This is a genomic window from Pseudomonas sp. ZT5P21 (genome assembly GCF_054897785.1).
The window spans coordinates 241,919-268,913 of sequence record NZ_CM142705.1; the positions used below are offsets into that span (position 1 = coordinate 241,919).

Here is a 26,995-nt window from a genome sequence, read left to right on the forward strand (position 1 = left end):
ACAGACCGCTATCGCGAGCAAGCTCGCTCCCACAGGGGTTCTCGGTTAGCCGAAGAACCAGTAGCAAACGCCGATAGCGCCGAGCACCCCGGCCAGCTCCGCCAACAACGCACATCCCACCGCATGCCTTGCCCGCTGAATCCCCACTGCGCCGAAATACACCGCCAGCACATAGAACGTCGTTTCCGTACTGCCCTGAATCGTCGCCGCCACCAACGCCGGGAAGCTGTCTACGCCCGAGGTCTTCATGGTTTCGATCAGCATCGCCCGTGCGGCGCTGCCGGAGAACGGCTTGACCATCGCCGTCGGCAACGCATCGACAAAACGCGTGTCCCAACCGGCCCATTCCACCAGGTGCCGAATCCCGTCGAGGCCGAAATCCAGCGCCCCGGACGCCCGCAGTACGCCCACCGCGCACAACATCGCCACCAGATACGGCAGCAGATTCCTGGCCACGTCGAAGCCTTCTTTCGCGCCTTCGACGAACGCTTCATAGACCTTCACTTTGCGCAGCGCACCGATCACCAGAAATAGCATGATCAGCCCGAACAGCGTCACGTTGCCGAGGATCGAGGACAACCCGGCCAGCGCTGTCGCCGAGAGCGTTGTCAGCAACGCCATGAAACCGCCGAGGGCGAGGGCGCCGGGGATCAGATAGGCGAGCACCACCGGGTCCCACAGACGCAGGCGCTGCATGAACGCCACCGACAGCAATCCCACCATGGTCGAACAACTGGTGGCGAGCAGGATGGGCAGAAACACCAGCGTCGGATCAGGCGCGCCTTGCTGCGCGCGATACATGAAGATGGTCACCGGTAGCAGGGTCAAGGAGGAGGCGTTGAGCACTAGGAACAAGATTTGCGCGTTGCTGGCAATGGTGTCGCTGGGGTTGAGCTCTTGCAGCGCCTTCATGGCTTTCAGGCCGATCGGCGTAGCGGCATTGTCCAGTCCCAGGCCGTTGGCGGCGAAGTTCAGGGTGATGAGGCCGATAGCCGGGTGACCTGCCGGCACTTCCGGCATCAGGCGCAGGAACAACGGGCCCAGCGCCTTGGCCAGCCATTCGACGATCCCGGCCTTTTCGGCGATCCGCAGAAAACCCAACCAGAGGGTGAGGGTGCCGAACAGCAGGACCATGACCTCGACCGACAACTTGGCCATGGCGAAAATGCTTTCCACCATCGCCGCGAAGATCCCGGCGTTACCACCGATCAGCCATTGCGTCAGCGCCGAAACGGCCGCCACGATGAAGAAGCCAAGCCACAGGCCATTGAGCATCAGTTAAATCCCCGAAAAAAGGTGGCGAATGATAGCGGGGTAGCCAGAAACGACAAACCCCGGATTTCTCCGGGGTTTGTTTAGCGCGATGTACGCGGTCCACTGTGGGAGCGAGCTTGCTCGTGATTACGGTGTATCAGTCGATATCTATCTCGGCTGTCAGTACGCCATCGCGAGCAAGCTCGCTCCCACAGGGTTTTGTATTAACTATTCGAGACTTCACCCACCGGCAACTTTTCCTTGCTGCGCCAGTGTGGCAGCGAGTTCCAGTAGCGCTGGCCCTTGGCATCGTCGTACATACCTTCCCAGCGGGCGATGACCAGTACGGCCAAGGCATTGCCGATCACGTTCAGTGCGGTACGTGCCATGTCCATGATGCGGTCGACACCGGCAATAAACGCCAGGCCTTCCAGCGGAATACCCACGCTGCCCAACGTGGCCAGCAGCACCACGAAGGACACACCCGGTACACCGGCGATGCCTTTGGAGGTGACCATCAGGGTCAGCACCAACAGCAATTGCTGGCTGATCGACAGGTCGATGCCGTACAGCTGGGCAATGAAGATCGCCGCGATGCTTTGGTACAGGGTCGAGCCGTCGAGGTTGAAGGAGTAGCCGGTCGGCACTACGAAGCTGCAGATCGCTTTTGGCGCGCCATAGGCTTCCATTTTCTCGATCACACGTGGCAGCACGGTTTCGGAGGAGGCAGTGGAGTAGGCCAGCACCAGCTCATCCTTGAAGATGCGCATCAGCTTGATCACCGAGAAGCCGAACAGGCGAGCGATCAGGCCCAGCACTACAAAGGCGAAGAAGGCGATGGCGACGTAAACCAGGATCACCAGTTTGGCCAGTGGCAGCAGGGACGCGAAGCCGAAGTTGGCAACGGTCACCGCGATCAGTGCGAAAACGCCGATCGGGGCGTAGTTCATGATCATGTGAGTGACCTTGAACATGCTTTCCGATACGCCCTGGAACATCGTCACCAGCGGGTCGCGCAGGTCGGCTTTCAGGCTCGACAGACCGAGACCGAACAGCACCGAGAAGAAGATGATCGGCAGCATTTCACCGCGAGCGATGGCGGCGAAAATGTTCGACGGGATCAGGTTAAGGATGGTTTCGATGAACGCATGTTCATGCTGTACCTCGGCGGCAGTTGCCTGGTACTTGGAAATGTCCACGGTACCCAGGGTGCTCATGTCGATGCCGGCGCCCGGATGGAACACGTTGGCCAACACCAGGCCGACGAGGATGGCGATTGTGGTGACAATCTCGAAGTAGATGATGGTTTTCAGGCCGATGCTGCCGAGTTTCTTTGCATCACCGACACCCGCAATACCGACGATCAGCGACGAGATCACGATCGGGATCACAATCATCTTGATCAGACGGATAAAGATATCGCCTGCCGGTTGCAGGACGTTGCTGATCCACCATGCCTTCTCGGCACTGAAATGGTTGAGCAGCGCACCGATTGCAATCCCCAATACCAGACCGATGAGGATCTGCCAGGCGAGGCTAAGCTTTGCCTTCTTCATATCTTTACCCTTACTTGCGTTTGACTCGTGCAGATGCAGCAACTGGAACGCTTTTGGCGAAAAAGTCTTGAGCAACTGCCCCCGTATAAGGTGCCCCGGAGCGATTATTTATGGCTCTCTGGCAGGCGAAAAAGGCGCAACTATTCCGATGCAAAGAAGCGACGTCTAATGCCGTAAACGCCTACCCTATGCCGAATCGGCATGAGGTTTTCTGACTGAAACGCACGTCCCAACCGGTTCGAATACGACATTTCGGCAGGCATAAGTGCCGTGAACCGGCCAATTCCGGGCTAGGTGTGTATTTTTCGATTCCTGGAGCAGAAGGGTTATTTCAGAAAAATTCGACAATGAGGGACGAGAAATCTCTGGAAAATCAGTCGGTTTTTTCTCGATGTACGGTCACGCAAGTCACACCGGAAAAAATATTTTCCAGTGAATATTTGCGCGAGTGGGAAGTGAAGCAGCGAAATCGAATGGATCGGTCTGTCTTGACGTTTTGCGCATAAGCTCTTCGCAAGTCCGTCGCGGCCCTGTCGGGACGACGAACTTGCGTCGCAGCTTTTTCCTGACCCGGCCCTTGCGCAGACACTCCCTGTACCCGTAGGTCACTCCGCCCCTGAAACAGGCAGAACGTCCCGGCCCCTTGGTCATGCGTTAACCTTCTTCAGGTCGCGCATTGGAGAGAAGCATGCTGCTTCCTTCGTGTTACAAATTCAGTACCAGTTCGGATCTTTTTTCAGCTGTTCCATCAACAGGTCTTGCATGCCCTGGTCAGGCTTGCCGAGGAAGCGGTAGTCGGCATGCCGCGTGGGCGACTTGTCGGCCGGCAATCCTGCAGGCACTTCGACCAGCATGGCGTAGGCATCTTTCTTGTCGAAGCTGACGGCCACGATGAGGCGTTTGTTGAGGCATGTGTCATGCGATTCGCAGAGCGGCCCCACCAGGTACTTGTCGCCATCTTCTTCCACGGCATTCATTTGCTCGGCATCGCCGGACAGGTTCATGACCCATTCCGGCAAGCGCTCTTCCTTCTTTACCACACCCTGCCAGGTCTGATGGAACTGCGGGTCTGCGCTCAATAACTCGTTGACCCGTGCCTGGCCATCATTGGCCGCCATCGCGATGGCACTGCCGCCCATAACCAGGGCGGCTGCCAACGTTTTCAGGAAAACGTTCATCTTCAACCTCGACCGCGACGGCCAAAGAAGAACGAAGCAATGAACATCACCAGGAACACGACAAAGAGAATCTTGGCGATACCCGTGGCGGTGCCCGCGATACCACCGAAGCCCAATACGGCGGCGATGATGGCAATGATCAAGAATGTGATTGCCCAGCTCAACATGGTGATTCTCCTTACGCTTCTATTTAGAGGTGTTGCTTGTGATGCATTCCCGGCGCATCGAATGCGCCAAGTTCATGTGTTTAGAACACCCAACGTTCCTGACGTGGCGTGTCATCGACAGGCTGAGCCTGGTCGACGTCCATCATTCGCATCGGCACGCTGTCGGCGAAAGTGCTGCTGACGGCGCTGAAGTGGGTTTGGGTCGGATGCTGAATCGACATACGTGGCGTCTGCGGCTGTTGCCCTTGCTCCCAGCGCTGAAACTGCTGGCCACCGATCAGAGTGATCAAGAGCGCCATGACAGCAAACAGGCCTTGTTGGATATGCAGGGGCGAGATACGCAATCGGGCGGCACGTTGGCGACTCATTCTGAAGCTCCTCCCACACGGTGGTGATTTTGCTGAGGGCGTCTGTTCTGAATGCCCTGGTTAGTCAGGGTATTGCAGCCTGCATGCCAGTTTTTTTCTAGAAAAAAATATATAAAAATCAATAAGTTATGTTTGAACTGCATAACAGTTGGGACGCATCCTGCACGATGACCCTTTTGTCGTCGTGCGTAATGCACGAAAAATATGTAGGAACTTTCAGAATTTTTGAATTGCGCAGAGGGCGCAGGTGTCTCAAAGGGAGTCGCATAGCGCTTGAAAGCCGGTGATCTGATTAAAAAACAACGAAATCAAACGATTAGCCGTAGTGTGAGCAGATAGCTACCCTGAATCGCTCGGAATCGACCAGAATAAACCATGCAACTTGCCCGATTTTTCCGGGACTAACCAAGATCATTCATTAAGGAGCGTAGGAAAATGGAATCAGCCACCGAGCATCAGGGCCGCATTCTGCTAGTGGACGATGAGTCCGCCATCCTGCGAACTTTTCGTTACTGTCTTGAAGACGAGGGCTACAGCGTCGCCACTGCCAACAGCGCGGCTCAGGCGGATGCGTTGCTGCAACGCCAAGTGTTTGACCTGTGTTTCCTCGATTTACGCCTCGGTGAGGACAACGGCCTCGACGTGTTGGCCCAGATGCGTATTCAGGCGCCGTGGATGCGCGTTGTAATCGTCACCGCTCACTCGGCCGTGGACACCGCAGTCGACGCGATTCAGGCTGGCGCCGCTGATTATCTAGTCAAACCGTGCAGCCCCGATCAATTGCGACTGGCCACCGCCAAGCAACTGGAAGTGCGGCAATTGTCGGCGCGTCTGGAGGCACTGGAAGGTGAAGTGCGCAAATCCAAGGATGGACTGGATTCCCACAGCCCGGCGATGAAAGTGGTGCTCGAAACCGCCCGCCAGGTGGCCAGCACGGATGCCAATATTCTGATTCTCGGCGAATCCGGTACCGGTAAAGGCGAACTTTCCCAGGCCATTCACGGCTGGAGCAAGCGCGCGAAAAAATCCTGCGTCACCATCAATTGCCCATCGCTGACTGCCGAATTGATGGAAAGCGAACTCTTCGGCCACAGCCGTGGCGCATTCACCGGTGCGAGCGAAAGTACGCTGGGACGGGTAAATCAAGCAGACGGCGGAACGCTGTTTCTCGACGAAATCGGCGATTTTCCCCTGACGTTGCAACCAAAGTTGCTGCGTTTCATTCAAGACAAGGAATACGAGCGAGTCGGCGACCCCGTTACCCGGCGGGCCGATGTGCGCATCCTGGCCGCCACTAACCTTAATCTCGAGGACATGGTGCGAGAGGGGCGTTTCCGTGAGGACTTGCTCTACCGACTGAATGTCATCACCTTGCATTTACCGCCGTTGCGAGAACGACGGGAGGACATTCTGAACCTGGCAGACCGGTTCCTGGCTCGTTTCGTCAAGGAGTACGCGCGCCCGGCACGAGGCTTTAGCGATGAGTCCCGTGAAGCGCTGCTGAGCTACCGCTGGCCGGGGAACATTCGGGAGTTGCGCAACGTGGTTGAGCGGGCGAGCATCATTTGTCCACAGGAACGCGTCGAGATCAGCCACTTGGGGATGGCCGAAACCCCGTTGAACAATGCGCCACGCATTGGTGCTGCGCTGAGTCTGGACGAGTTGGAGAAGGCCCACATCGGCGCGGTGCTGGCCACCGCGGATACGTTGGACCAGGCCGCGAAAACGCTCGGCATCGACGCTTCGACGCTGTACCGCAAACGCAAGCAGTACAACCTGTGAGTCTTGCTTGATGAAACTGGCGATGAAGTTGCGTACGCGGCTTTTTCTGAGTATTTCCGCCCTGATCACCGTTGCGCTGCTTGGGCTGCTGCTCGGGTTGGTGAGTGTGATGCAGATGGCTGGAACTCAGGAAGCATTGGTGCGCAACAACTTCGTGACCTTGGACCTGGGTCTCAAACTGCGCCAGGCCTTGGGCGACCAACTGATTCTGCTGATGGCCGAGAAACCCGACCCTGCGGCGTTTGAAGCGTCCAAACAGCATTATTTTCAGCTGCTGGATGAAGGCATCGCCCATGAACAGAGCGGCGAGGGGCGCCCGTCCGGATTCTTGCAAGCCAAGGACGATTACCTGAGCTTTGTTCAGGCATTGGACCTGTCACGCGATCCTTCTCATGTGTTGAGCGGCAACGAAGCGCTCACCGAAAAATTCAACGTGTTGCGAAACGGTCTGATCGCCGAGCACAAGCACGCGCTGGATAGCATCAATGAAACGCAACGCCAGGCCCGGGATCGGGCACTGCTGATTGCCGGTCTGCTCGGGTTCGTCGGGCTGGCAGTGCTGATTATCGGCTTCGTGACCGCTCATGCGATCGCACGCCGATTCGGCGCGCCAATCGAAGCCCTGGCCCAGGCCGCCGATCATATCGGCCAAGGCAATTTCGAAGTGACCCTGCCGATTTCATCGGCGGCGGAGATGAATCAGCTGACCAAGCGCTTCGGGATCATGGCCGAGGCACTGCGTCAGCACCAAGCCACCAATATCGACGAGTTACTTGCGGGCCAGCAGCGTTTGCAGGCGGTGCTCGACAGCATTGACGACGGTTTGTTGATGATCGATCGCGATGGCCACCTCGAACACCTCAACCCGGTGGCGCAGCGCCAGTTGGGTTGGGACACCAACCGTCTCGGCCAAGGGTTGGGCTCGGCGCTCGAACGCCCCGAACTGGATCAACAGCTGCAACTTGTTCTGCGTGGAGGCACGTTGGAGCGTGCACCGGAAGACCTGAGTATCGAGGTCGATGGTGAATCGCGTTTGCTCACTTACAGTTTGACACCGGTCAGCCATACCCAAGGCCATATCCTGGGCGCGGTGATGGTGCTGCATGATGTTACCGAGCAGCGGGCGTTCGAAAGGGTGCGCAGCGAGTTTGTGTTGCGAGCGTCCCATGAATTGCGTACGCCGGTTACCGGGATGCACATGGCTTTCGGCCTGTTTCGCGAGCGCACACATTTTGCCGAGGATTCGCGTGAAGCCGACCTGCTGGAAACTGTGAATGAAGAAATGCAGCGCTTGATGCAGTTGATAAATGACCTGTTGAACTTCTCACGCTACCAGAACGGCTTGCAGAAACTTTCGTTGGCGCCGTGTTCCATCGAAGAATTGCTGGAGCAGGCCCGGTCGAGGTTTGCCGATTCGGCGAAAGAAAAGGGCATCGATTTGTTAGTGGAGGTGCAGGGGCCATTGCCGTGGTTACAGGCCGATCAGGCACAACTGGAGCGCGTGCTCGATAACCTCATCGACAACGCGTTGCGTCATACCGGCGCTGATGGCCAGATCCGGCTGCAGGCGCGACGCCACGGCGAGCGGGTGATTATCAGTGTCGAAGACAATGGCGAAGGGATCGCTTACGGCCAGCAGGGGCGGATTTTCGAGCCCTTCGTACAGGTGGGGCGCAAGAAGGGTGGCGCGGGGCTTGGCCTGGCGTTGTGCAAGGAAATCGTGCAGTTGCACGGTGGGCGGATGGGCGTCTATTCGCGGCCGGGGCAGGGCACTCAGTTCTATATGGCGCTGGCGGTCTGACGCGCGTTTACGCTTCGTCATCCAGGCGTCGGCCGGCCAGACGCCGGCCACGGGTAATCAGCTCGATGAACTGCACGGCGCTCAACGCATGGGCGAACAACCAGCCCTGGCCGAACTTCACCCCTTCACTGCTCAGAAACGCTGCCTGTGCTTCATGTTCGATGCCCTCGGCAATCACTTTGAGTTGCAGCGCCTGCGCCATGTGAATGATGTGCGGTGCCACGCCGCTGCTGGCGGCGTCATGCCCCAGCGCGTCGATAAACGCTTTGTCGATCTTCAGGCAATCCACTGGCAGGGTTTGCAGGTAGGCGAGGCTGCAGTAGCCCGTGCCGAAGTCGTCGATCAACACCTGATGTCCGACGTCACGCAAGGCTTGCAGGTTTTCCCGAGCCACCACCACGTCGATCAGGCCGCGCTCGGTGACTTCAAAAGCGATCTGCTTGGCCGCGACGCGGTGCAAGGTCAGCAGGCGCGCCATCACCTCGCCGATACGCGGCACCATCACATCGCAGGCCGCCAGGTTGACTGAGATATACAGCTGCGGATTGGCTCGCAGCAAATGCCCAAGCTGCTCAAGCAGGCGTTGCAGGACGAAGTCAGTCATCTGGCGGATCTGGCCGGTGTTCTCCGCCATCGGAATGAACAGGTCGGGGCTGGTCAGGGTGCCGTCGGGTCGGCGCCAGCGCAGTAAGGCTTCGGCCCCGACGCAGTTGCGGCTGTCGAGGTCGAAGATCGGTTGATATAAAACCTGCAACTCACCTCGGCGTATCGCGCCGGTCAATTCGGCGTCGAGCGACTGTCGCTGACGCACCAGCAGAAACACCATAAAACCCACAAGCAATCCCAGCACCACGCTAGCCGGTAGCAACCACCACCAGGCGGCGGGTACTTGCCTGCCTGTGCGCGGGGTGATCAGCACCAGTTGGTATTCCGGGTTGTTGGTCGGCATTCGATAAATCAACCGAGTCTGCGTGACTTGCAACGCATCGCGGCTTGTCGGCTGCCAGGATTCGATGGGGGGCCAGGGCTGTGCCGTACCCAGCACAGGAATGGCTCGTGTGCCGTGGGCGAGGACGACGAGAAGGCTACTGCCGGGCGACAGATCGACCATATCGGTCAAATGCCCACGAGAGGTCGCGACGCGAAAATTGCCACGCCCGAGCATCAGCGCGGCACGGTTTTCATCGGGTTCGGTGGTGGTGTTCAGCCAGTAGCTGTAGGTAGGCCCTTTGATGTCCGGCGCCCGTGCCAGCGACAATCCTTCCTGGCGCGGACGGTTAGAGCAGATTCGCGAGGCATCCATATAAGCGGCTTCGTAAACGAAGCGGTAATTGAAGGTAACCTGCTGCAAGGTCGCGATCATTTCGTCGTCGCAGGTTCGCAGCGGTTGGGCTTCCAGATCATCAAGGCTTTCGCGCAGCTGTCCGAAAAGCTGCTCCAGGCGCGCAAGGAACCGCTCGCCCTGGGCGTTCATCTCCTGGCTTTCGTTCTGCTCGATCTGATGCATGGCCACGAACAGGCTGCCTGCTATCAACAGTGTGGTGCTCAAGGCGGCAGCCAGCATCGCCAAAAACAAAGGGCGATAGAACCAGCTACGTAACGTCTCTTGAGCAGCGGTCATATTGGAACATCCGAAGAATTACCAATGAGTTATAGCTGCTGATCAGGAAAAAGCCCGGACCGTCGGGCGGGCGTCATTATTTTGTCTGGTTTAACACCTGAAGAAGTGCTGCCGTTTGCGCGTCCGGCATCCCGTCGAAACGGGAGGGTCGGAAATGCATCTGAAAAGCTGCAATCACATGGCGTGTCGCAACATCCAGCTCTCCAGTTTGCGGCGTGGCATATCCCAGGCGAGCCAATTGTCTCTGGAACCAGCTGATGCTCGGCAGTTCTACGTTGAACTGCACTTGTTGCCTTGCCACGGCCTGTTCGTCCGGCCAAATTCCCAGGCCTTCGGCCGCCAGGCGCTTCCAGGGGAAAAGCGGCCCCGGGTCCAGCTTGCGCAGCGGGGCAATGTCACTATGGCCGATGATGCCGCGGGGACTGATGGCATAGCGATTGCTGATGTCCTTGAGCAAAACGATCAACGACTGGACCTGGGCTTCGCTGTAGGGGTACCAGTAACGCCCTCCGGTCGGGATTTCCTTGAATCCGGGATTGACGATTTCGATGCCGATGGAGCTGGAGTTCAACCAGGTCCGACCCTGCCACTCACTCTCTCCGGCGTGCCATGCCCGCAGGCTTTCATCCATCAGCTTGTAGATGGTGGCGTCTTTATCGTCGCCGATCAGGTAGTGGCTGCTGACTTCGCCGTGGGTCAGCAGTTGCAGCGAGCGTTCCATTGATGCGGAGGTGTAATGCACTACCACGAACTGAATGCGGCTGTCGTGATTGACGGAAGCATGGCTGGTGTCGAACCGAGGCCCGCTGGCACAGCCGGCCAACAGAATCAGCGACACGATGAGGGCGAGAAATTTCATGGCAGGGACAGTACACGCAAGTCAGTAATGCAACAGTGTAACGTACTGACTTGCGCGACGGCGGCTAACGGGACCATTTAAACAAAATGGAACAATTGGCTATCAGCCGGGTTCCACCCGATTCCGGCCTGCATGTTTGGCACGATACAACGCCTGATCGGCCCTTTTCAGCACTTGATCACTGTGTTCTCCGGGTTTGAACGCAGTCATTCCCATTGAAACGGTGATCGTCACCGGCTCCCCCTTGAAATGGAAAGGGCAGGCTTCGATTGACACGCGCAGGTTCTCCAGCAATTTTGCCCCCGCCGCTGGCACTGTGCCTGGCATCAGCAGGACAAACTCTTCGCCGCCAAACCGGGCGATGAAATCGGTCCCGCGCAGCCGTTTGCGCAGCACGCTGGCGATGATTTTCAGCACCTTGTCCCCCGCCAGGTGGCCATAGTTGTCGTTGATGCGTTTGAAATGATCGAGGTCGAGCATTGCCAGCAATAAGGTATTGCCGTGTTGTTGCCACTGACTAATTTCGTGGTCGAGTCGTTCGCTCCACGCCGCCCGGTTGGGCAGCCCGGTCAGCGGGTCGATCAAGGCTTTCTGGCGCTGTTCTTCAAGATGCTCGCGGTAGCCTTGGGCTTCCTGCTCCATGTGCGCGACGCGTTCGGCCAGACCTTTAAGGCGGGCGGCCACTTCCTGCTCGCGTTCGTCGCGCTGTTTCTGGTGTTGATCCATGGTCCCGAGCAGGCCTTCGAGGTGGTTTTCCAGGACGTGCTTGAGATCCTCGAGATCCGCCGCTTCCTGCATGCTGCTCTGCAGGCCGTCGACCTGCTCGCGAATCTGCGTGTCCATTTCCCGCGCGGCAGAGCGGTTGTCTGCATGGCCATCGCTGGCGGCTTGCAGGTTGCTCTGAAATGACTCGAGGCGCTCGTTCAGTTGTTGCAGATAGGCTTCGAATTCATGCTGGCCGCTGTTGTTGATCGCCAGCATCAAGGTGGCCAGATCGTCGAGAATCGGCAGCAGTTCGTACCAGTTCAAACCATTTTGCAGGCGATCGCGCATCGCTTCGGCTTGTGGGCGATAACGCTCGGGTAGCGACAGGTCGTCAAGCAGGCCGAGTAGTGTGTCTTCGATGTGTTTGGCGACAGAGCTGTAGGACGGTTCTGGCGAGTCCGGGAGGGCGTAGAGAGTATCGTGTTCAGATTGTTCCGGATCGATGGCGGCCAATGCCTGGGCCTTGGCCGAGGGCAGGGGCAGGGCCAAGCGGTCGAGAAATACCGTCGGAGTCAGCTCGTCTGGATTGATCGCCAGTGGAGCCTCGGCAACCATTTTCAGGGCGGCCGATGCAGGCTGCTCTGGTTGTTCACCGTCCGGATGGGCCGGAGCAGACGCTTGCTGAGGCTCATGGACTGGCGGGACAAATGCCACGACTTCATCGAGTGACGTGGTCGCTGTGGTTGCTTCGATCACCTGTCGATCAGGCCGGGCAGGATGATCGGCGGGCGGCGTCACGGGTGGTTCGTGGGCAACTGGCGCGGGATCGACTGTCACTCGTGCCAGTTCGGGAGGTGCCGCAGCAACCTCTTCGACAGGCAGCGGGGTGGATACTTGCGCCTCCGGGGGCGCCACCTGCTGTACCGCATCTTCCGTTTCACGATGGCCAAACAAGCGCTGCAACAAACCTGGGCGACCGGGTTCCGCCGGGTTCTCCAGCTGGCTCAAGGCTTTTCCTTGCAGACCGCTCAGCTCGCTGAGCAGCAAAGGGATCTCGCGAGCCTGACCGACGCGTCCGTCCAGTGTTTTGGCGAAGTTCTTGAGTGGGCGGCTCACCTCCCGGGGCAGTGGCAATGTCTGCAGTTGCGCCACTAGCGCGGCCAGTGCGACGCTGGTCTGATTGACTCGGGTTTCGCGGCGCTGTTCAGAGTCGAGTACCGCTTTTTCCAGTCGTGGAAGCAGCGCCGCCAGGCCAGCGTCCATGTCATTGGTGCGGATTACTTCGCGCATTTCTTTCATGCACTGGTCGACCGAGCGGTCGGTGCCCTCGGCCGCCAAAGTGCTGCGCACCAACCCTCGACGCAACAAGTCGAGCCGGGCGTCCCATCGACGCTCGAGTTTTTCCTGTTGTTCGATGCTTTTGAGGTATTTCTCTTTCCAGCGCTCTGTTTCGTCGCTCATTCATGGGTTCCGCGAAGGGCAGGACTCAACGCGGGCAATGCATCGGCCGTGAGCGAACCCGGCAGACGAATCTCTACCGCGACCGGCAGGTGATCGGAAATGGGTTGTGCCAGCACTTCGACCTTTTCAAGGGTTAGAGTCGGGCTCAACAGAATATGGTCCAGGCAGCGTTGTGGGCGCCAGCTGGGGAAGGTCGCTTCCAGTTGCGGCGCCAATAGGCCGAGGTCGCGCAACGGGGAGTTTTGCAGCAGGTCACTGGCGTGGGTGTTCATGTCGCCCATCAGCACCTGGTGTTTGTAACCGCCGATCAGCTCGCGGATGTAAGCCAGTTGCATGCTCCGGGCGCGGGCGCCCAGCGCCAGGTGCATCATGACCACCACCAGCGCTTCCGGTCCTTCACCGAAACGCACCAGGATCGCCCCGCGACCCTTGGGCCCCGGCAGCGGATGATCTTCAATCGCCCACGGGCGCAGGCGGCTGAGCACGCCATTGCTGTGCTGGCCCAACCGACCGAGATTGCGATTGAGTTGTTGATACCAGTAGGGGAAAGCGCCGAGTTGGGCCAGGTGTTCGACTTGATTGACGTAGCCGGATCTCAGGCTGCCGCCATCAGCTTCCTGCAGGGCAACCAGATCGAAGTCACCCAGCAGACTGCCGATTTTTTGCAGGTTGTCGGCGCGCCCGTTGTGCGGCAACAGGTGTTGCCAGCCCCGGGTCAGGTAGTGACGATACCGCTCGGTGCTGATGCCGACCTGGATATTGAAGCTGAGCAAGCGCAGACGGCTGTCTGCTGGCAAGCCCGTCGATTCCAGGTGATGTTCGTTGACCCGCGGATCATGCAGGCCAACGATGCGGTCAGTACCCCAGCGGCGCATGGCAGGCCCCGGGCTTAGTTGGCAGCAGCCTTGTTAGCCGCTCGCTCTTTGTCGACCAGTTTGTCGGCCAGTTGCAGGGCTTGCTCGGCGCCGCCGGCAGAACCTACGTCAAAGCGATACTTGCCGTTGACGATCATGGTTGGAACGCCGGTGATTTCATATTTCTTGGCCAGTTCGCGAGCCTTGGTGATCTGGCCCTTGATGGCAAAGGAATCGAAGGTCGCCAGGAACTTGTCCTTGTCTACACCTTGAGTCGCCAGGAAATCGGCCATTTCATTTTTATCGACCAGCTTCTTGTGTTCTTTCTGAATGGCGTTGAACACCGCAGCGTGAACCTTGTTCTCGACGCCCATGGCTTCAAGAGTCAGAAACATTTGGCCGTGTGCATCCCATGGGCCGCCGAACATGGCTGGAATACGGACGAAATTCACGTCGGACGGCAGTTTCTCGACCCAAGGATTGATCACTGGCTCGAAAGCGTAGCAATGCGGGCAGCCGTACCAGAACAGCTCCACCACTTCGATCTTGCCAGGCACCGCGACCGGAACCGGATTGCTCAGTTCGACATAAGGGGCGGCGGGTGCTTCGGCGGCTTGGGCAGTCATGCCGAACAGGCTCGCAGCGACGAGTGCGGCGCTGATGATCAGATTACGCATGCTTTACTCCTGGACAATTGGGTCGCCTCGCGCGACCTGTTTTCAGACAGGTCGTGGCGGGCTTCAGTTCTGTAGTGTAACGGCAGCGGCCACAAAAAAGGGCGGCCTGAGCCACCCTTTTTATACTTGCTGCGACGGATTAATAGAGCGTTAACGTTGCAGGAGATGTACATCCCGCCCGACGCCCGATTCGCCAGTCTTAGTGCAGGCCCTGAATGTAACTGGACACTGCTGCGATATCTTCGTCGCTCAGGCGTTTGGCAATGGTCTGCATGGTTTTGGTGTCGCCATCGTTGGTGCGGCCGCCTTCTTCCTTGCGGAAATCGGTCAGTTGCTTGGCGATGTACTGAGCATGCTGGCCGCCCAGGTGCGGGAAGCCGGCAGCGGCGTTGCCTGCGCCATTTGGCGAATGGCAGCCGGTGCAGGCGGGCAGGCCCTTGGCAAGGTCGCCACCACGGAACAGTGCTTCACCGCGAGCCACGACTTTAGGGTCGGCGGCGCCAACGCTACCTTTCTGGCTGGCGAAGTAGGCGGAGATATCGGCCAGGTCCTGATCGCTCAGGTTGGTCAGCAGGCCGGTCATCTCAAGGACGACACGTTTGCCGGACTTGATGTCGTGAAGCTGCTTGTTCAGATAACGCTCGCCCTGACCTGCCAGTTTCGGAAAGTTAGGCGCCATGCTATTGCCATCCGGGCCATGACAGGCACCACATACTGCGGCTTTCGCCTGACCAGCAGTTGCATCACCTGCAGCATGGGCTATGCCGGAGATCCCCACGGTCAACAGCAGACTCACGATCAATTTGTTCATCAGCTAATCCAACTACGGCTAAGGGTTAAAGAGTTATGGACCGGGATCACTTGCTCATCCACTGGATGATGGCCTGGTAATCCTCGGCACTGCAGTCCATGCACAAACCACGCGGCGGCATCGCCTTGAAACCCTGGGTCACGTGTTGCACCAGCGTCTCCATACCTTTCGCCAACCTCGGCGTCCAAGCTTCCTGATCGCCCTTTCGGGGCGCCATGGGTAGTTGGCCGGAATGACAGGCACCACAAACACGGTTGTACACAGCTTCCGGATCCTGTGTAGCCTGAGCGCTGTAAAGCGGCATCAAGACACCGGCAGCTAGCAGCCATTTCGTCATAAAACGACCTTTTCAGGGTTGAGAGCGTTCTGCGTTCTAGTGCGCAATCAAGGTTAATCGCTCTCGTGAACTTCATCCTACGCTGGGACAAAGCGCACACAAAATCTGCGGCATTATATACTGGCGTCACTGAAACGGAAACGACACCGCTTGCCGCGTCCATTCCCGGCGCCGCCCACATCGGAAATCCCATGCAACTCAAGAACCCCATCCTCGGCCTGTGCCAACAGTCCACCTTCATGCTCAGCGCTGCCAAAGTCGACCAATGCCCCGACGACGAAGGCTTTGAAGTAGCCTTCGCCGGGCGTTCCAACGCCGGTAAATCCAGCGCGTTGAACACCCTGACGCATGCCAGCCTGGCGCGGACCTCGAAAACCCCGGGTCGCACGCAACTCTTGAACTTCTTCAAGCTAGACGATGATCGTCGTCTGGTCGACCTGCCGGGTTACGGTTACGCGAAAGTGCCGATTCCGTTGAAGCTCCACTGGCAGCGCCACCTGGAAGCTTATCTGGGTGGTCGCGAAAGTTTGAAGGGGCTGATTCTGATGATGGACATCCGTCATCCAATGACCGATTTCGACCTGTTGATGCTCGACTGGGCCGTCGCCAGCGGCATGCCGATGCACATTCTGCTGACCAAAGCGGACAAGCTGACTTACGGCGCGGCGAAAAACGTCTTGCTCAAGGTTCAGTCGGACATTCGCAAAGGATGGGGCGATGCGATCAGCATCCAGCTGTTCTCGGCGCCAAAACGCATGGGGCTGGAAGACGCCTACACTGTATTGGCGGGCTGGATGGAACTGGCTGACAAGGGCTCCGAGGTTGCCGGGTAAGCGTCCCTGCAAAAACAGTGGGCAAAAAAAACCCCGGACTTCTTATGGGGAGGGGGAAGTTCCGGGGTTCAAGCTCCGGACCGTTAGGGCGGGGTCCAGATATCTGCCAACACTTAACACAACATAGGAGCATGAAGGGCTTCACCAGCCATTCAGTTATTCTGAGTGGCAGTTCACAGGTTTAGTTCCGGCGTTCCAAAAACCATTCGAAATAAGTCGCGTCGATTTCCGAAATAAGCCCGCAGGTCGCATCATCGGACACAGTAGGAGCGAGCTTGCTCGCGATGGTCGTTAACGATAACGCGTGTTACCTGAATGAACGCGGTGTCCTCGAATTCATCGCGAGCAAGCTCGCTCCTACAGAAAGGGATCAGTGAGCCTCATCCCAGTTATTTCCTACGCCAACCTCGACCAGAAGCGGTACATCCAGCTTCGCGGCTTCGCTCATGTGCAGACGGATTTCCTCGCGAACCTGGTCAACCAGATCTTCACGCACCTCAAGCACCAATTCATCGTGCACCTGCAGGATGACTTTGGCATCGAGCCCCGATGACGTCAGCCATTTATCCACAGCCACCATGGCTTTTTTGATGATGTCCGCCGCGGTACCTTGCATCGGCGCGTTGATCGCCGTGCGTTCGGCACCTTTGCGTAGGGCCGGGTTTTTCGCGTTGATCTCCGGCAGGTACAGGCGACGACCGAAGATGGTCTCGACGAAACCTTGCTCGGCGGCCTGCGCGCGGGTGCGCTCCATGTACTCGAGCACGCCTGGGTAACGGGCGAAATAGCGGTCAATGTAAGCCTGGGACTGTTTACGATCCACGCCGATCTGCTTGGCCAGACCAAACGCGCTCATGCCGTAGATCAAGCCAAAGTTGATCGCCTTGGCGCTACGCCGCTGATCAGTGGTGACCTGTGCCAACTCAACACCGAAAACCTCGGCGGCGGTGGCTTTGTGCACGTCCAGGTCATTGCGGAAGGCGTGCAGCAAACCTTCGTCCTTGGCCAGGTGAGCCATGATCCGCAGCTCGATTTGCGAATAGTCCGCCGCCAATAGCTTGTAGCCTTTGGGCGCCACGAACGCCTGACGAATCCGTCGCCCTTCGGCGGTGCGGATGGGAATGTTCTGCAGGTTCGGATCGATGGACGACAAGCGCCCGGTGGCGGCGACGGCTTGCTGATAGTTCGTATGGATGCGGCCAGTACGCGAGTTGATCTGCTCGGGTAGACGGTCGGTGTAAGTGCTTTTGAGTTTGCTCAGCGAGCGGTACTGCATCAATACCTTGGGCAGCGGGTAGTCCTGTTCCGCCAGTTCGGCCAACACCGCTTCGGCCGTCGAAGCCTGGCCTTTGGCGGTTTTGCTGAGTACCGGCAAACCGAGCTTTTCGTAGAGGATGACGCCCAGTTGCTTTGGAGAACCGAGGTTAAATTCCTCGCCCGCAATGGCAAATGCCTCGCGCTCCAGGGCAACCAGTTTCTCGCCCAATTCCACGCTCTGGATGCCCAGTAGTTTCGCGTCCACGAGCGCACCCTGACGTTCGATCCGGGCCAGCACTGGCATCAGGGGCATTTCAATGTCGTTGAGCACTTTACCCAGACTTGGCGTCGCCGCGAGTTTTTCCTGCAGCGCCACATGCAGACGGAAAGTAACATCGGCATCTTCCGCGGCATAGGGCCCGGCCAGCTCCAGGGATATCTGGTCGAAAGTCAGCCGTTTGACGCCTTTGCCGGCGATCTCTTGAATGTCGGTCTTGCTCTCGCCCAGGTACTTCAGCGCCAGGCTGTCCATGTCGTGGCGGGTGGCGGTCGAGTCGAGCACGTAGGATTCAAGCATCGTGTCGTAGACAATGCCCTGAAAAGTGATCCCGTTGTTCTGATCGCCACCAATGGCGCAATTGGCGAGGATGTTGGTTTCGAACTTGGCATTCTGGCCGACTTTCAGCTTGTTCGGGTTTTCCAGTAACGGTTTCAATGCCAGCAGAACGAAATCGCGGTCCAGTTGTTCTGGCACGCCCATGTAGGAATGGGTCAGCGGAATGTAGGCCGCTTCGTTGGCAGCGACGGAAAAAGACAGCCCCACCAGTTGCGCGTGCTGAGCATCGGTGCCGTTGGTTTCCGTGACGAGGGCGATCAGTTGCGCCTTGTCGAGTTTGTCCAGCCAGGCTTCGAAGCGCTTGGCGTCAAGGATGGTTTCGTACTTCGATTCGACAGCCCCCGGCTGCTCCTGAACGACCTCGACAATCTCCTGGCCGGAACGCTTGGCATCACGCTGGTTCTCGTCTGACCAGCTCTTGAATTCCAGCAGCGTGTAGAGTTCGGCCAGTTTGTCGTGATCCGGCTTGCCCATTTGCAGGTCGTCGAGGCCGATGTCGAGCGGCACGTCGATCTTGATCGTCGCCAGTTGATAGGAGAGGAATGCCATCTCCTTGTGCTCTTCGAGTTTGGCCGGCAGGGTTTTTGCCCCACGAATCGGCAGGGTCGGAACGATGTCGAGTTGCGCATAGAGCTCGGTCAGGCCGCCGTTCACGCCCACCAGCAGGCCGGATGCCGTCTTCGGACCGATACCCGGAACGCCCGGGATGTTGTCGGAAGAATCGCCCATCAACGCGAGATAATCGATGATCTGCTCGGGAGCGACACCGAATTTCTCCTTCACGCCCTCTACGTCCAGGGCGCTACCGGTCATGGTATTGACCAAGGTAATGTGGCCGTCGACCAGTTGCGCCATGTCCTTGTCGCCGGTGGAGATGATCACCGGGCGGTCGGCCGCCGCGCTGCTGCGGGCCAGAGTGCCGATCACGTCATCGGCCTCGACGCCATCGACGCACAGCAGCGGGAAGCCCAGCGCTTTCACGCTCTGGTGCAAGGGTTCGATCTGCACGCGCATGTCGTCGGGCATGCTCGGACGGTTGGCCTTGTATTCGGCGTACATGTCATCGCGAAACGTCCCACCCTTGGCGTCGAACACCACGGCAAACGGACTGTCCGGGTACTGCTTGCGCAGACTCTTGAGCATGTTCAGCACGCCTTTGACCGCTCCGGTCGGCAGACCTTTGGAGGTGGTCAGCGGCGGCAGCGCGTGAAAGGCGCGGTACAGGTAAGAAGAACCGTCCACCAGGACGAGGGGGGCTTGGCTCATGAGCAGGATCAACCTTTTCGGCGGGTCCGGCGCTAGAATAGCGGGACCGTTGACGACAAAGGGACAAGGTTATCATGCGCACACTCAATCGCCTGTTGCTGGCTGGCTTGTTTGCAACCGTTCCACTGGCCGCCATGGCAGCGGACGATGCGCCGACACCGGAGCCGGAAGTCACGATCCGCACGGAAGGGGACAAAGTCATTCAGGAATACCGCCAGAACGGTTTCCTGTATGCAATCAAGGTCACGCCGAAAGGTGCACCGCCGTATTTCCTGGTGCGCGCCGACGGTACAGATGCGAACTTCATCCGCTCGGATCAGCCGGATATGCTGATTCCGTCGTGGAAGATTTTTGAATGGAAGTAGTTTCTTAATTTCAATCGGCGCTGGCTCAAGTAGCGGCGCCCGTACTGGCAGTTAAAACATGTCTGTGTTCACCCCGCTGGCTCGGCCCGAGCTGGAAATCTTTCTCGCCCCATACGGGCTCGGCCGCCTGCTTGATTTCCAGGGGATTGCCGCCGGTAGCGAAAACACCAATTTCTTTATCAGCCTTGAGCAGGGCGAATTTGTCCTGACCCTGGTTGAGCGTGGTCCGGTCCAGGAAATGCCGTTCTTCATCGAACTGCTCGATGTGCTGCATGAAGCCGATCTGCCGGTGCCCTACGCCTTGCGCACCACCGACGGTATCGCCTTGCGCGAACTGGCTGGCAAGCCTGCGCTGTTGCAGCCACGTCTGGCCGGCAAGCACATCAAGGTCGCCAACGCGCAGCATTGTGCTCAGGTAGGCGAGTTGCTTGGACACCTGCATCTGGCCACTCAGGCCAACATGATCAAGCGCAAAACCGATCGCGGTCTGGACTGGATGATGGAAGAGGGCACGCAGCTGTTGTCGCACCTGAATGCCGAGCAGAAAGAACTGCTGCAACGGGCGCTGGACGAAATCACACAGCAAAAAGAAAAGATTCTGGCGTTGCCGCGGGCCAACATCCATGCGGACTTGTTCCGCGACAACGCGATGTTTGAAGGCACGCACCTGACCGGGTTGATCGATTTTTACAACGCCTGCTCGGGGCCGATGCTCTATGACGTAGCGATTGCCTTGAACGATTGGTGTTCGGACGACAACGGGTTGATCGACGGGCCACGAGCGCGGGCGTTGCTGGGAGCCTATGCCGCGTTGCGTCCGTTCACTGCCGCCGAAGCTGAGCTTTGGCCAACGATGTTGCGGGTGGCGTGCGTGCGGTTCTGGTTGTCGCGGTTGATTGCGGCGGAGTCTTTTGCCGGACAGGACGTGTTGATTCACGATCCGATGGAGTTTCAGTTGCGGTTGGCGCAGCGACAGAAGGTCAGTACGCCTCTGCCTTTCGCCCTCTGAATGCTGGTCAGATAAAGACCGGCATCACTGCAATCCCCTGTGGGAGCGAGCTTGCTCGCGATGGCGGAGTAACATTCAGCATTGATGTTGACTGAACCGGCGCCATCGCGAGCAAGCCCGCTCCCACAGGTTTGTGCCGGTTACAACGACTCCAGACACCCCGCCAAATCATTCCCCAGCTTCTCCAGCAACTGCTCATACCCCTGAGCAGTGGCCGGCGTGTATCCGCCCAAGGCATCCAGCTCTGCCAGTTTCACCGGCAACCCCGCCACCAGCGTCTCCGCCAGACGCGGACGCAACGGCGGTTCACTGAACACACAGGTCTTGCCTACTGCCTGCAACCGCGTGCGCATCGCTGCGACGTGCTGGGCGCCGGGCTGGACTTCGGCGGCGACGCTGAACACGCCCGCATGCTTGAGGCCGTACGCCTCTTCGAAATAGTCAAAGGCTTCGTGGAACACAAAGTACGGTTTCCCCGCGATGCCCGCCAGACGCGCCTTCAAGCGCAGGTCCAGCGCATCAAGACGCGCGTCAAATGCCTTGAGGTTGCTTTGATAGCGCGCTGCATTGGCCGGATCGGCAGCGCTCAAATCAGCGGCCATTTTCGTCGCGATTACCCGAGCGTTGACCGGCGACAACCACAAATGTGCATCCAGGCTGCCGGGACGGTGATCGTGATCATGTTCATCGGCTTCTTCGGCGTGGGAGTGACTGTCTTCCGCGAAAGAACGCAATTTCAGCCCCGGCAGATCCTGCACTGCGACGCTCGGCAGCGTACGACCCTTCAGCACGCGAGGCAGGAAACCTTCCATGCTTGGACCGATCCAGTAAACCAGCTCCACCGATTGCACCTTCCGTACGTCGGAAGGGCGCAGGGCATAGTTGTGCGGCGAAGCACCCGGCGGCAGCAGCACTTCCGGAACTGCCACGCCGTCCTGCACCGCCGCGGCAATCAGCTGTAGCGGCTTGATGCTGGTGAGGACTGTGACTTCGGCATGAGCCGTACCGATCAACAGAAAACTGGCGACAAATGCGACAAAGATAGAAAAAAGTCGGGACACGATGACCACTCGAAGAGGCGAGAACGGGTAACATAATAACGTCTCTCACAAAACTCGTCGCCGCTCATGCCTAAAACACCGATTGCCAGCCGTCCCCACGACCACTCTCATTGTGTTCATAGTGCTCTGTCTGAGGCCGATGCCCTCTGCGCACGTCAAGGCCTGCGCCTGACTGCCTTGCGTCGGCGGGTGTTGGAACTGGTGTGGCAAAGCCACAAGCCGCTGGGCGCTTACGACATTCTTGCCGTGCTCAGCGAGCAGGATGGCCGCCGCGCTGCGCCGCCGACCGTATACCGCGCGTTGGATTTCCTGCTGGAAAACGGTCTGGTGCACCGGATCTCTTCGCTGAACGCCTTCGTCGGCTGCAATCACCCGGAACACGCCCACCAAGGCCAATTCCTGATCTGCCGCGAATGCCACGCCGCCATCGAACTTGAGCAGAAGTCCATCAGCGACGCGATCATCGGCAGCGCCGGGGATGTCGGATTTGTTGTAGAAACCCAGACCGTCGAAGTGGTCGGTGTCTGTTCGGGTTGCCAGGGGGCTTGATGAGCAACGCGCTGATCCTCCTCGAGCAGGTTGCCGTCACCTTTGCCGGGCAAAACGTGCTGGATAACATCGAGCTGAGCGTCGAGCCGGGGCAGATCGTCACCCTGATCGGCCCGAACGGTGCCGGAAAAACCACCCTCGTGCGGGCGGTGCTCGGCTTGCTGAAGCCGGACAGTGGCAGCGTGTGGCGCAAGCCGAAACTGCGAGTCGGTTACATGCCGCAAAAACTTCACGTCGATCCGACGCTCCCATTGTCGGTGTTGCGCTTCTTGCGACTGGTGCCCGGTGTGGATCGCTCTCGCGCGTTGGCGGCACTGAAGGAAGTCGGCGCCGAGCAGGTGATCGACAGCCCGGTGCAAAGTGTTTCCGGTGGTGAAATGCAGCGGGTGTTGCTGGCCCGGGCGCTGTTGCGCGAGCCTGAATTGCTAGTGCTCGACGAGCCGGTGCAGGGCGTCGACGTGGCAGGCCAGGCCGAACTGTACAGCCTGATCACTCGTCTGCGAGACCGTCATGGCTGCGGCGTGTTAATGGTTTCCCACGATTTGCATCTGGTCATGAGCACCACCGATCAAGTGGTCTGCCTCAATCGGCACGTTTGCTGTTCCGGCCATCCCGAGCAGGTCAGCGGCGATCCGGCTTTCGTCGAGCTGTTCGGAAAGAACGCACAAAGCCTGGCGATTTATCACCACCATCACGACCACGCCCATGATCTGCATGGTTCGGTGGTCACCGCGACCACGCCGGGCCAACCCCACGTTCACGGAGATAGCTGCAAGCATGGCTGATTTTCTGCTTTACGCCCTGCTTGCAGGCCTGGCTCTAGCGCTGGTGGCGGGCCCGTTGGGTTCGTTCGTGGTCTGGCGGCGCATGGCGTATTTCGGCGACACCCTGTCCCACGCGGCCTTGCTCGGCGTGGCGTTGGGCTTCCTGCTGGATGTCAGCCCGACCGTGGCCGTCACCGTAGGCTGTTTACTGCTGGCGGTGTTGCTGGTGACCTTGCAACAGCGCCAGCCGTTGGCGTCCGACACGCTTTTGGGAATTCTCGCGCCGAGCACACTCTCTTTGGGCCTAGTGGTACTAAGCTTCATGCACGAAGTGCGGATCGACCTGATGGCCTACCTGTTCGGCGATTTGCTGGCGATCAGTCCGACCGATCTGGCGTGGATTCTCGGTGGCAGCGCGGCCGTTCTGGCCCTGTTGGTGACGTTATGGCGGCCCTTGCTGGCGATCACGGTGCATGAAGAGCTGGCCAGGGTGGAAGGTTTGCCCGTGCCGGCGCTACGCCTGACCCTGATGTTGCTGATCGCCGTAGTGATCGCAGTGGCAATGAAAATTGTCGGTGTGTTGCTGATTACGTCGCTGTTGATCATCCCCGCGGCTGCGGCGCAACGTCACGCCCGGTCACCGGAGCAGATGGCGCTGGGCGCAAGCTTGATGGGCGTGCTCGCGGTGTGTGGCGGTTTGGCATTGTCCTGGTTCAAGGACACCCCGGCGGGCCCGTCGATCGTGGTGACGGCCGCCGCGCTGTTTCTGCTGAGTTTTGTCCTGCCCCGTCGAGGGGTGTAGACTTGCTCGTTTTTTGCGCAAATAGAGAGTCGCAGGAATGAAGCTGTTAGCCTCCCGTTATCTGCTCCTTGTCGCATTTTCACTGCTACTGGGTGCCTGTCAAAGCACGCCTCCGGCGGCCACCGAGCCCACTGATGCGCAGGCCGCGGCCATCGCGCAGCTCGAGCAAAGCCTCGCCAGCAGCGAGCTGGCCACTGCCGAAAGTCAACTGGCTGCGTTGCAGGCTGAGTCGCCGAACGACCCATTCCTCGTGCAGTACCAACGCCAACTCGCCGAAGCCTATCTGCAACGCAGCCAGATCGTGCTGCAAAAAGGCGATGTGAATGCCGCTGCCACCGCCTTGAGCCGTGCGCGGGCATTGATGCCCAAGGCGCCGGCGCTGACCGGTGGGGTCAACAACGCCATCGTCAATGCGCGCAAGGCTGAGCTCGATAAAGCCGAAGCGGCCCTGTTGGCTGCCGAGGCTAAACCGCAGGCGAAACTGATTGATCCGACCGCCGAAAGCACCACGATTGCGCTGAACCTCACCGATATGTCCAAGCTTCGTCGCCAACTGGATGCGATCGCTGCCGATGTGGTGAATTATCAGTGTGACGTGAGCATTCAGGCACCGCGAACGCAGGACTATCCGTGGTTGGCGACGTTGTTGACCAAACGGGTGAAGAAGCTGGATTCGGACTTTGATTTGAATCTGCAGAAGCAGATTGTGCGCAACATTCCGGCCCAAATAGTTTTGAGCCCGCGTAAACCCTAAAAGCTTCGCGAGCAAGCCCGCTCCCATAGGATCTGTGTCGTTCTCTAATTATGTGAACGACACTGAACCTGTGGGAGCGGGCTTGCCCGCGAAGGCGTCCTCGCTATCGATACAAATCTTTAAGCCGGAATCGCCTTGGCCTTAGGCTCCCGATCCCAAACCCGATGCTGCGCAATCGCGGCAAAAAACGGTTTGGTCAGCGAGGCATCCGCCCCGACGATCAACCCCGCGTCCACTTCCAGCTTCAACACATCCAGCAACTGCTTCGCCTCACCCTGCAGCGCAATCGCCTTCAAATGCTTGTACGCCTCCAACACATAGTGCAGCGCCACGCCATCACCGCTCAACGCCTTGATCGACGCCGCGCCACCCGGCACAAAGACCGCATCGAACGCAATGGATGGCAAGCCTTCCATCGACGCATCCACGGGCAGCAGTTTGCCGTCAGCAGTTGTCACCGGCGCCGATGTCGGGCCGAGCAATTTGGCATGGGCGCCTTCGGCCTTCAGCGCTGCTTTCATCGCATCGATAGCAGCACCTTCAACGCCATTGGCCGCCAGAATCGCGATTTTTCGGGTTTTGATATCACCCGGCAGCAGATTGGCCTGACTCAAGGCCGGCGAGCGGTCCAGCGAAGTTTTTGGCACATCGACAGTTCCAGCCTTTGGCGCCGGCAATCCAAGGTTTTGCGCCACACGGCTGGCCAGTTCCAGGTCGATGTTGGCGAGGATCTCATTCACCTCACGCGCACGGATGTACTCGCGCTCGACCTTGCCCAATTCGAAGCTGTAGGCCGAAATGATGTGTTCCTGCTCGTGCTTGCTCATGCTCTTGAAGAACAGGCGCGCCTGGGAGAAGTGATCGCCGAACGACTCGCTGCGCTGACGGATCTTGTTGGCGTCGATGCGCTCTGGATACGACTCGAAGCCACCATCCTGCGCGGCGGGTGGCGTTTCTTTCGGCCAGCCACCGTCGATGGAGTTCGGCTCGTAGGACGCGCGACCCTTGTCAATGGTGGTGCGGTGAAGCGCATCTCGCTGACCATTATGGAACGGTGCCACCGGACGGTTGATCGGGATCTCGTGAAAGTTCGGCCCACCGAGTCGGCTGATTTGCGTATCGGTGTAGGAAAACAGTCGACCTTGCAGCAGCGGGTCGTTGGAGAAATCGATCCCCGGCACGATATGCCCCGGGCAGAAAGCGACCTGCTCGGTTTCGGCGAAGAAGTTGTCCGGGTTGCGGTTGAGCACCATCTTGCCCAGTGGCGTGATAGGTACGATTTCCTCGGGAATGATTTTGGTCGGGTCGAGAATATCGAAATCGAAGGAATGTTCGTTTTCCTCCTCGACCACCTGTACGCCCAATTCCCATTCCGGGTAATCGCCCATCTCGATCGATTCCCAGAGATCGCGCCGGTGGTAGTCGGTGTCTTTACCGGCGAGCTTCTGGGCTTCATCCCAGACCAGCGAGCAAGTCCCGGCGGCAGGGCGCCAGTGGAATTTGACGAAGCGTGATTTGCCCTCGGCGTTGATCAGGCGGAATGTATGCACGCCGAAGCCTTGCATGCTGCGCAGGCTTTTCGGGATCGCACGGTCAGACATCGCCCACATCACCATGTGCGCTGATTCGGGCACCAGCGAGACAAAGTCCCAAAAGGTGTCGTGCGCCGAGCCACCCGTAGGAATCTCATTGTGTGGCTCGGGTTTTACCGCGTGCACGAAGTCAGGAAACTTGATCGCGTCCTGTATGAAAAACACCGGCATGTTGTTGCCCACCAGGTCGAAGTTACCTTCGTCGGTGAAGAACTTCACGGCAAAACCGCGTACGTCGCGCACAGTATCGCCCGACCCGCGCGGGCCTTGCACCGTGGAAAATCGTACGAAGACTGGGGTTTTCTTACCTGGGTCCTGTAGGAAACCGGCCTTGGTCAATACGGAATGATTTTCGTAGGTCTGGAAAAAACCATGAGCGCCAGTACCCCGGGCGTGGACGATGCGCTCCGGGATGCGCTCGTGGTCAAAGTGCGTGATCTTTTCACGCATGATGAAGTCTTCCAGCAGCGAGGGCCCGCGGGCACCGACTTTCAGCGTGTTCTGGTTGTCCGAAACCTTCACACCCTGATTAGTGCGCAGGGCTTGGTCGGTGGCGTCGGAACGGAATTTTTCCAGGCTGTCGAGCTTGGTGTTGGTGTTGCCGCGGTCCAGGGTGTCGGTCCCGGCCAGTGCGCTTTTGGGGGAGGCAGGCTTCTTGGTACTCATCAGTCGTAAACTCCTCGTTTCGTTCTCGTC

At 58.7% G+C, this 26,995-nt stretch carries 24 protein-coding genes; 9 read left to right on the forward strand and 15 right to left on the reverse strand.

From position 1 onward, the window contains the following. Window positions 1-45: 45 nt before the first annotated feature. The 5 genes from ACYZT9_RS01120 to ACYZT9_RS01140 all read right to left on the reverse strand — a co-directional run bounded on the left by ACYZT9_RS01120 (window position 46) and on the right by ACYZT9_RS01140 (window position 4,523). Entirely contained in the window at window positions 46-1,275 is a 1,230-nt protein-coding gene (locus ACYZT9_RS01120) for a nucleoside recognition domain-containing protein (protein WP_462008176.1), read from the reverse strand. Between the two features lie 203 nt (window positions 1,276-1,478). Next, window positions 1,479-2,810, reverse strand: a complete 1,332-nt coding sequence (gene gltP / locus ACYZT9_RS01125; protein ID WP_462008177.1) for a glutamate/aspartate:proton symporter GltP — start codon at window positions 2,808-2,810, stop codon at window positions 1,479-1,481. Between the two features lie 713 nt (window positions 2,811-3,523). Continuing rightward, window positions 3,524-3,988: an inhibitor of vertebrate lysozyme family protein gene (locus tag ACYZT9_RS01130; protein WP_462008178.1), complete on the reverse strand. Its 465-nt coding sequence runs from the start codon at window positions 3,986-3,988 to the stop codon at window positions 3,524-3,526. 2 nt (window positions 3,989-3,990) lie between these two features. Continuing rightward, window positions 3,991-4,155: a DUF1328 domain-containing protein gene (locus ACYZT9_RS01135; protein WP_003177151.1), complete on the reverse strand. Its 165-nt coding sequence runs from the start codon at window positions 4,153-4,155 to the stop codon at window positions 3,991-3,993. An 80-nt stretch (window positions 4,156-4,235) separates the two neighbouring features. Further along, the gene (locus tag ACYZT9_RS01140; RefSeq protein ID WP_462008179.1) at window positions 4,236-4,523 is read right to left on the reverse strand and encodes a hypothetical protein; all 288 of its coding nucleotides are present in this window, start codon (window positions 4,521-4,523) and stop codon (window positions 4,236-4,238) included. A gap of 435 nt (window positions 4,524-4,958) precedes the next feature. Here ACYZT9_RS01140 and algB point away from each other — a divergent pair, with 435 nt between their 5' ends. Together algB and ACYZT9_RS01150 are read left to right on the forward strand one after the other, a co-directional pair. Beyond that, window positions 4,959-6,305: a sigma-54-dependent response regulator transcription factor AlgB gene (gene algB, locus ACYZT9_RS01145; protein WP_462008180.1), complete on the forward strand. Its 1,347-nt coding sequence runs from the start codon at window positions 4,959-4,961 to the stop codon at window positions 6,303-6,305. A gap of 10 nt (window positions 6,306-6,315) precedes the next feature. Then, complete coding sequence (locus ACYZT9_RS01150) at window positions 6,316-8,106, forward strand: ATP-binding protein (RefSeq protein ID WP_462008181.1); 1,791 nt, start codon at window positions 6,316-6,318, stop codon at window positions 8,104-8,106. A 7-nt stretch (window positions 8,107-8,113) separates the two neighbouring features. Here ACYZT9_RS01150 and ACYZT9_RS01155 read toward each other — a convergent pair whose 3' ends face one another. The 7 genes from ACYZT9_RS01155 to ACYZT9_RS01185 form a co-directional block, all read right to left on the reverse strand. Then, on the reverse strand, window positions 8,114-9,727 hold the full coding sequence (locus ACYZT9_RS01155; protein WP_462008182.1) for an EAL domain-containing protein: 1,614 nt from the start codon (window positions 9,725-9,727) through the stop codon (window positions 8,114-8,116). A 76-nt stretch (window positions 9,728-9,803) separates the two neighbouring features. After that, window positions 9,804-10,586, reverse strand: a complete 783-nt coding sequence (locus tag ACYZT9_RS01160; protein WP_462008183.1) for an N-acetylmuramoyl-L-alanine amidase — start codon at window positions 10,584-10,586, stop codon at window positions 9,804-9,806. A gap of 102 nt (window positions 10,587-10,688) precedes the next feature. Further along, window positions 10,689-12,752 carry a GGDEF domain-containing protein gene (locus ACYZT9_RS01165; protein ID WP_462008184.1) on the reverse strand — a complete coding sequence of 688 codons (2,064 nt, stop codon included), beginning with the start codon at window positions 12,750-12,752 and terminating at the stop codon, window positions 10,689-10,691. Further along, window positions 12,749-13,627, reverse strand: coding sequence for an endonuclease/exonuclease/phosphatase family protein (locus ACYZT9_RS01170; RefSeq protein ID WP_462008185.1), 879 nt, complete (start codon window positions 13,625-13,627; stop codon window positions 12,749-12,751). Before ACYZT9_RS01170 ends, ACYZT9_RS01165 begins: the two co-directional genes overlap by 4 nt. 14 nt (window positions 13,628-13,641) lie before the next feature. Then, window positions 13,642-14,283, reverse strand: coding sequence for a thiol:disulfide interchange protein DsbA (gene dsbA, locus ACYZT9_RS01175; protein WP_462008186.1), 642 nt, complete (start codon window positions 14,281-14,283; stop codon window positions 13,642-13,644). Between the two features lie 199 nt (window positions 14,284-14,482). Beyond that, window positions 14,483-15,094, reverse strand: a complete 612-nt coding sequence (locus tag ACYZT9_RS01180; RefSeq protein WP_462008187.1) for a c-type cytochrome — start codon at window positions 15,092-15,094, stop codon at window positions 14,483-14,485. A gap of 46 nt (window positions 15,095-15,140) precedes the next feature. Next, a complete protein-coding gene (locus ACYZT9_RS01185) occupies window positions 15,141-15,431 on the reverse strand; it encodes a c-type cytochrome (RefSeq protein WP_462008188.1) in 291 nt (96 codons plus the stop codon). A gap of 191 nt (window positions 15,432-15,622) precedes the next feature. On the opposite strand from ACYZT9_RS01185, the gene yihA reads away from it, so the two are divergent. Then, window positions 15,623-16,264: a ribosome biogenesis GTP-binding protein YihA/YsxC gene (gene yihA / locus ACYZT9_RS01190; RefSeq protein WP_462008189.1), complete on the forward strand. Its 642-nt coding sequence runs from the start codon at window positions 15,623-15,625 to the stop codon at window positions 16,262-16,264. Window positions 16,265-16,634: 370 nt separating this feature from the next. Here yihA and polA read toward each other — a convergent pair whose 3' ends face one another. Next, window positions 16,635-19,403 carry a DNA polymerase I gene (polA, locus tag ACYZT9_RS01195; RefSeq protein ID WP_462008190.1) on the reverse strand — a complete coding sequence of 923 codons (2,769 nt, stop codon included), beginning with the start codon at window positions 19,401-19,403 and terminating at the stop codon, window positions 16,635-16,637. Window positions 19,404-19,477: 74 nt separating this feature from the next. Here polA and ACYZT9_RS01200 point away from each other — a divergent pair, with 74 nt between their 5' ends. Together ACYZT9_RS01200 and ACYZT9_RS01205 are read left to right on the forward strand one after the other, a co-directional pair. Beyond that, window positions 19,478-19,768 carry a DUF2782 domain-containing protein gene (locus tag ACYZT9_RS01200; protein WP_253434324.1) on the forward strand — a complete coding sequence of 97 codons (291 nt, stop codon included), beginning with the start codon at window positions 19,478-19,480 and terminating at the stop codon, window positions 19,766-19,768. 58 nt (window positions 19,769-19,826) lie between these two features. After that, window positions 19,827-20,777: a homoserine kinase gene (locus ACYZT9_RS01205; protein WP_462008191.1), complete on the forward strand. Its 951-nt coding sequence runs from the start codon at window positions 19,827-19,829 to the stop codon at window positions 20,775-20,777. Between the two features lie 140 nt (window positions 20,778-20,917). Here the strand turns inward: ACYZT9_RS01205 and ACYZT9_RS01210 are convergent, their stop codons facing one another. Next, the gene (locus tag ACYZT9_RS01210; protein ID WP_462008192.1) at window positions 20,918-21,838 is read right to left on the reverse strand and encodes a zinc ABC transporter substrate-binding protein; all 921 of its coding nucleotides are present in this window, start codon (window positions 21,836-21,838) and stop codon (window positions 20,918-20,920) included. 66 nt (window positions 21,839-21,904) lie between these two features. On the opposite strand from ACYZT9_RS01210, the gene zur reads away from it, so the two are divergent. Genes zur through ACYZT9_RS01230 form a run of 4 tightly spaced genes read left to right on the forward strand, consistent with a single transcriptional unit; the run spans window position 21,905 to window position 24,707 of the window. After that, window positions 21,905-22,387: a zinc uptake transcriptional repressor Zur gene (gene zur, locus ACYZT9_RS01215; protein ID WP_462008193.1), complete on the forward strand. Its 483-nt coding sequence runs from the start codon at window positions 21,905-21,907 to the stop codon at window positions 22,385-22,387. Beyond that, a complete protein-coding gene (gene znuC / locus ACYZT9_RS01220) occupies window positions 22,387-23,172 on the forward strand; it encodes a zinc ABC transporter ATP-binding protein ZnuC (RefSeq protein ID WP_462008194.1) in 786 nt (261 codons plus the stop codon). Before zur ends, znuC begins: the two co-directional genes overlap by 1 nt. Beyond that, window positions 23,165-23,953 (forward strand): zinc ABC transporter permease subunit ZnuB, encoded by a 789-nt coding sequence (gene znuB, locus ACYZT9_RS01225; RefSeq protein ID WP_462008195.1) that lies wholly within the window; start codon window positions 23,165-23,167, stop codon window positions 23,951-23,953. The genes znuC and znuB overlap by 8 nt, the downstream gene beginning before the upstream one ends. Window positions 23,954-23,990: 37 nt before the next feature. Next, entirely contained in the window at window positions 23,991-24,707 is a 717-nt protein-coding gene (locus ACYZT9_RS01230) for a PA5502 family lipoprotein (RefSeq protein WP_462008196.1), read from the forward strand. A 119-nt stretch (window positions 24,708-24,826) separates the two neighbouring features. Here ACYZT9_RS01230 and katE read toward each other — a convergent pair whose 3' ends face one another. Continuing rightward, a complete protein-coding gene (katE, locus tag ACYZT9_RS01235; RefSeq protein WP_462008197.1) occupies window positions 24,827-26,965 on the reverse strand; it encodes a catalase HPII in 2,139 nt (712 codons plus the stop codon). Window positions 26,966-26,995: the final 30 nt, after the last annotated feature.

Bases quoted from the DNA above. Each gene is read 5' to 3' on its own strand.
- ACYZT9_RS01120 (WP_462008176.1), bottom strand. From the start codon at position 1,275: ATGCTCAATGGCCTGTGGCTTGGCTTCTTCATCGTGGCGGCCGTTTCG.
- gltP (WP_462008177.1), bottom strand. From the start codon at position 2,810: ATGAAGAAGGCAAAGCTTAGCCTCGCCTGGCAGATCCTCATCGGTCTG.
- ACYZT9_RS01130 (WP_462008178.1), bottom strand. From the start codon at position 3,988: ATGAACGTTTTCCTGAAAACGTTGGCAGCCGCCCTGGTTATGGGCGGC.
- ACYZT9_RS01135 (WP_003177151.1), bottom strand. From the start codon at position 4,155: ATGTTGAGCTGGGCAATCACATTCTTGATCATTGCCATCATCGCCGCC.
- ACYZT9_RS01140 (WP_462008179.1), bottom strand. From the start codon at position 4,523: ATGAGTCGCCAACGTGCCGCCCGATTGCGTATCTCGCCCCTGCATATC.
- algB (WP_462008180.1), top strand. From the start codon at position 4,959: ATGGAATCAGCCACCGAGCATCAGGGCCGCATTCTGCTAGTGGACGAT.
- ACYZT9_RS01150 (WP_462008181.1), top strand. From the start codon at position 6,316: ATGAAACTGGCGATGAAGTTGCGTACGCGGCTTTTTCTGAGTATTTCC.
- ACYZT9_RS01155 (WP_462008182.1), bottom strand. From the start codon at position 9,727: ATGACCGCTGCTCAAGAGACGTTACGTAGCTGGTTCTATCGCCCTTTG.
- ACYZT9_RS01160 (WP_462008183.1), bottom strand. From the start codon at position 10,586: ATGAAATTTCTCGCCCTCATCGTGTCGCTGATTCTGTTGGCCGGCTGT.
- ACYZT9_RS01165 (WP_462008184.1), bottom strand. From the start codon at position 12,752: ATGAGCGACGAAACAGAGCGCTGGAAAGAGAAATACCTCAAAAGCATC.
- ACYZT9_RS01170 (WP_462008185.1), bottom strand. From the start codon at position 13,627: ATGCGCCGCTGGGGTACTGACCGCATCGTTGGCCTGCATGATCCGCGG.
- dsbA (WP_462008186.1), bottom strand. From the start codon at position 14,283: ATGCGTAATCTGATCATCAGCGCCGCACTCGTCGCTGCGAGCCTGTTC.
- ACYZT9_RS01180 (WP_462008187.1), bottom strand. From the start codon at position 15,094: ATGAACAAATTGATCGTGAGTCTGCTGTTGACCGTGGGGATCTCCGGC.
- ACYZT9_RS01185 (WP_462008188.1), bottom strand. From the start codon at position 15,431: ATGACGAAATGGCTGCTAGCTGCCGGTGTCTTGATGCCGCTTTACAGC.
- yihA (WP_462008189.1), top strand. From the start codon at position 15,623: ATGCAACTCAAGAACCCCATCCTCGGCCTGTGCCAACAGTCCACCTTC.
- polA (WP_462008190.1), bottom strand. From the start codon at position 19,403: ATGAGCCAAGCCCCCCTCGTCCTGGTGGACGGTTCTTCTTACCTGTAC.
- ACYZT9_RS01200 (WP_253434324.1), top strand. From the start codon at position 19,478: ATGCGCACACTCAATCGCCTGTTGCTGGCTGGCTTGTTTGCAACCGTT.
- ACYZT9_RS01205 (WP_462008191.1), top strand. From the start codon at position 19,827: ATGTCTGTGTTCACCCCGCTGGCTCGGCCCGAGCTGGAAATCTTTCTC.
- zur (WP_462008193.1), top strand. From the start codon at position 21,905: ATGCCTAAAACACCGATTGCCAGCCGTCCCCACGACCACTCTCATTGT.
- znuC (WP_462008194.1), top strand. From the start codon at position 22,387: ATGAGCAACGCGCTGATCCTCCTCGAGCAGGTTGCCGTCACCTTTGCC.
- znuB (WP_462008195.1), top strand. From the start codon at position 23,165: ATGGCTGATTTTCTGCTTTACGCCCTGCTTGCAGGCCTGGCTCTAGCG.
- ACYZT9_RS01230 (WP_462008196.1), top strand. From the start codon at position 23,991: ATGAAGCTGTTAGCCTCCCGTTATCTGCTCCTTGTCGCATTTTCACTG.
- katE (WP_462008197.1), bottom strand. From the start codon at position 26,965: ATGAGTACCAAGAAGCCTGCCTCCCCCAAAAGCGCACTGGCCGGGACC.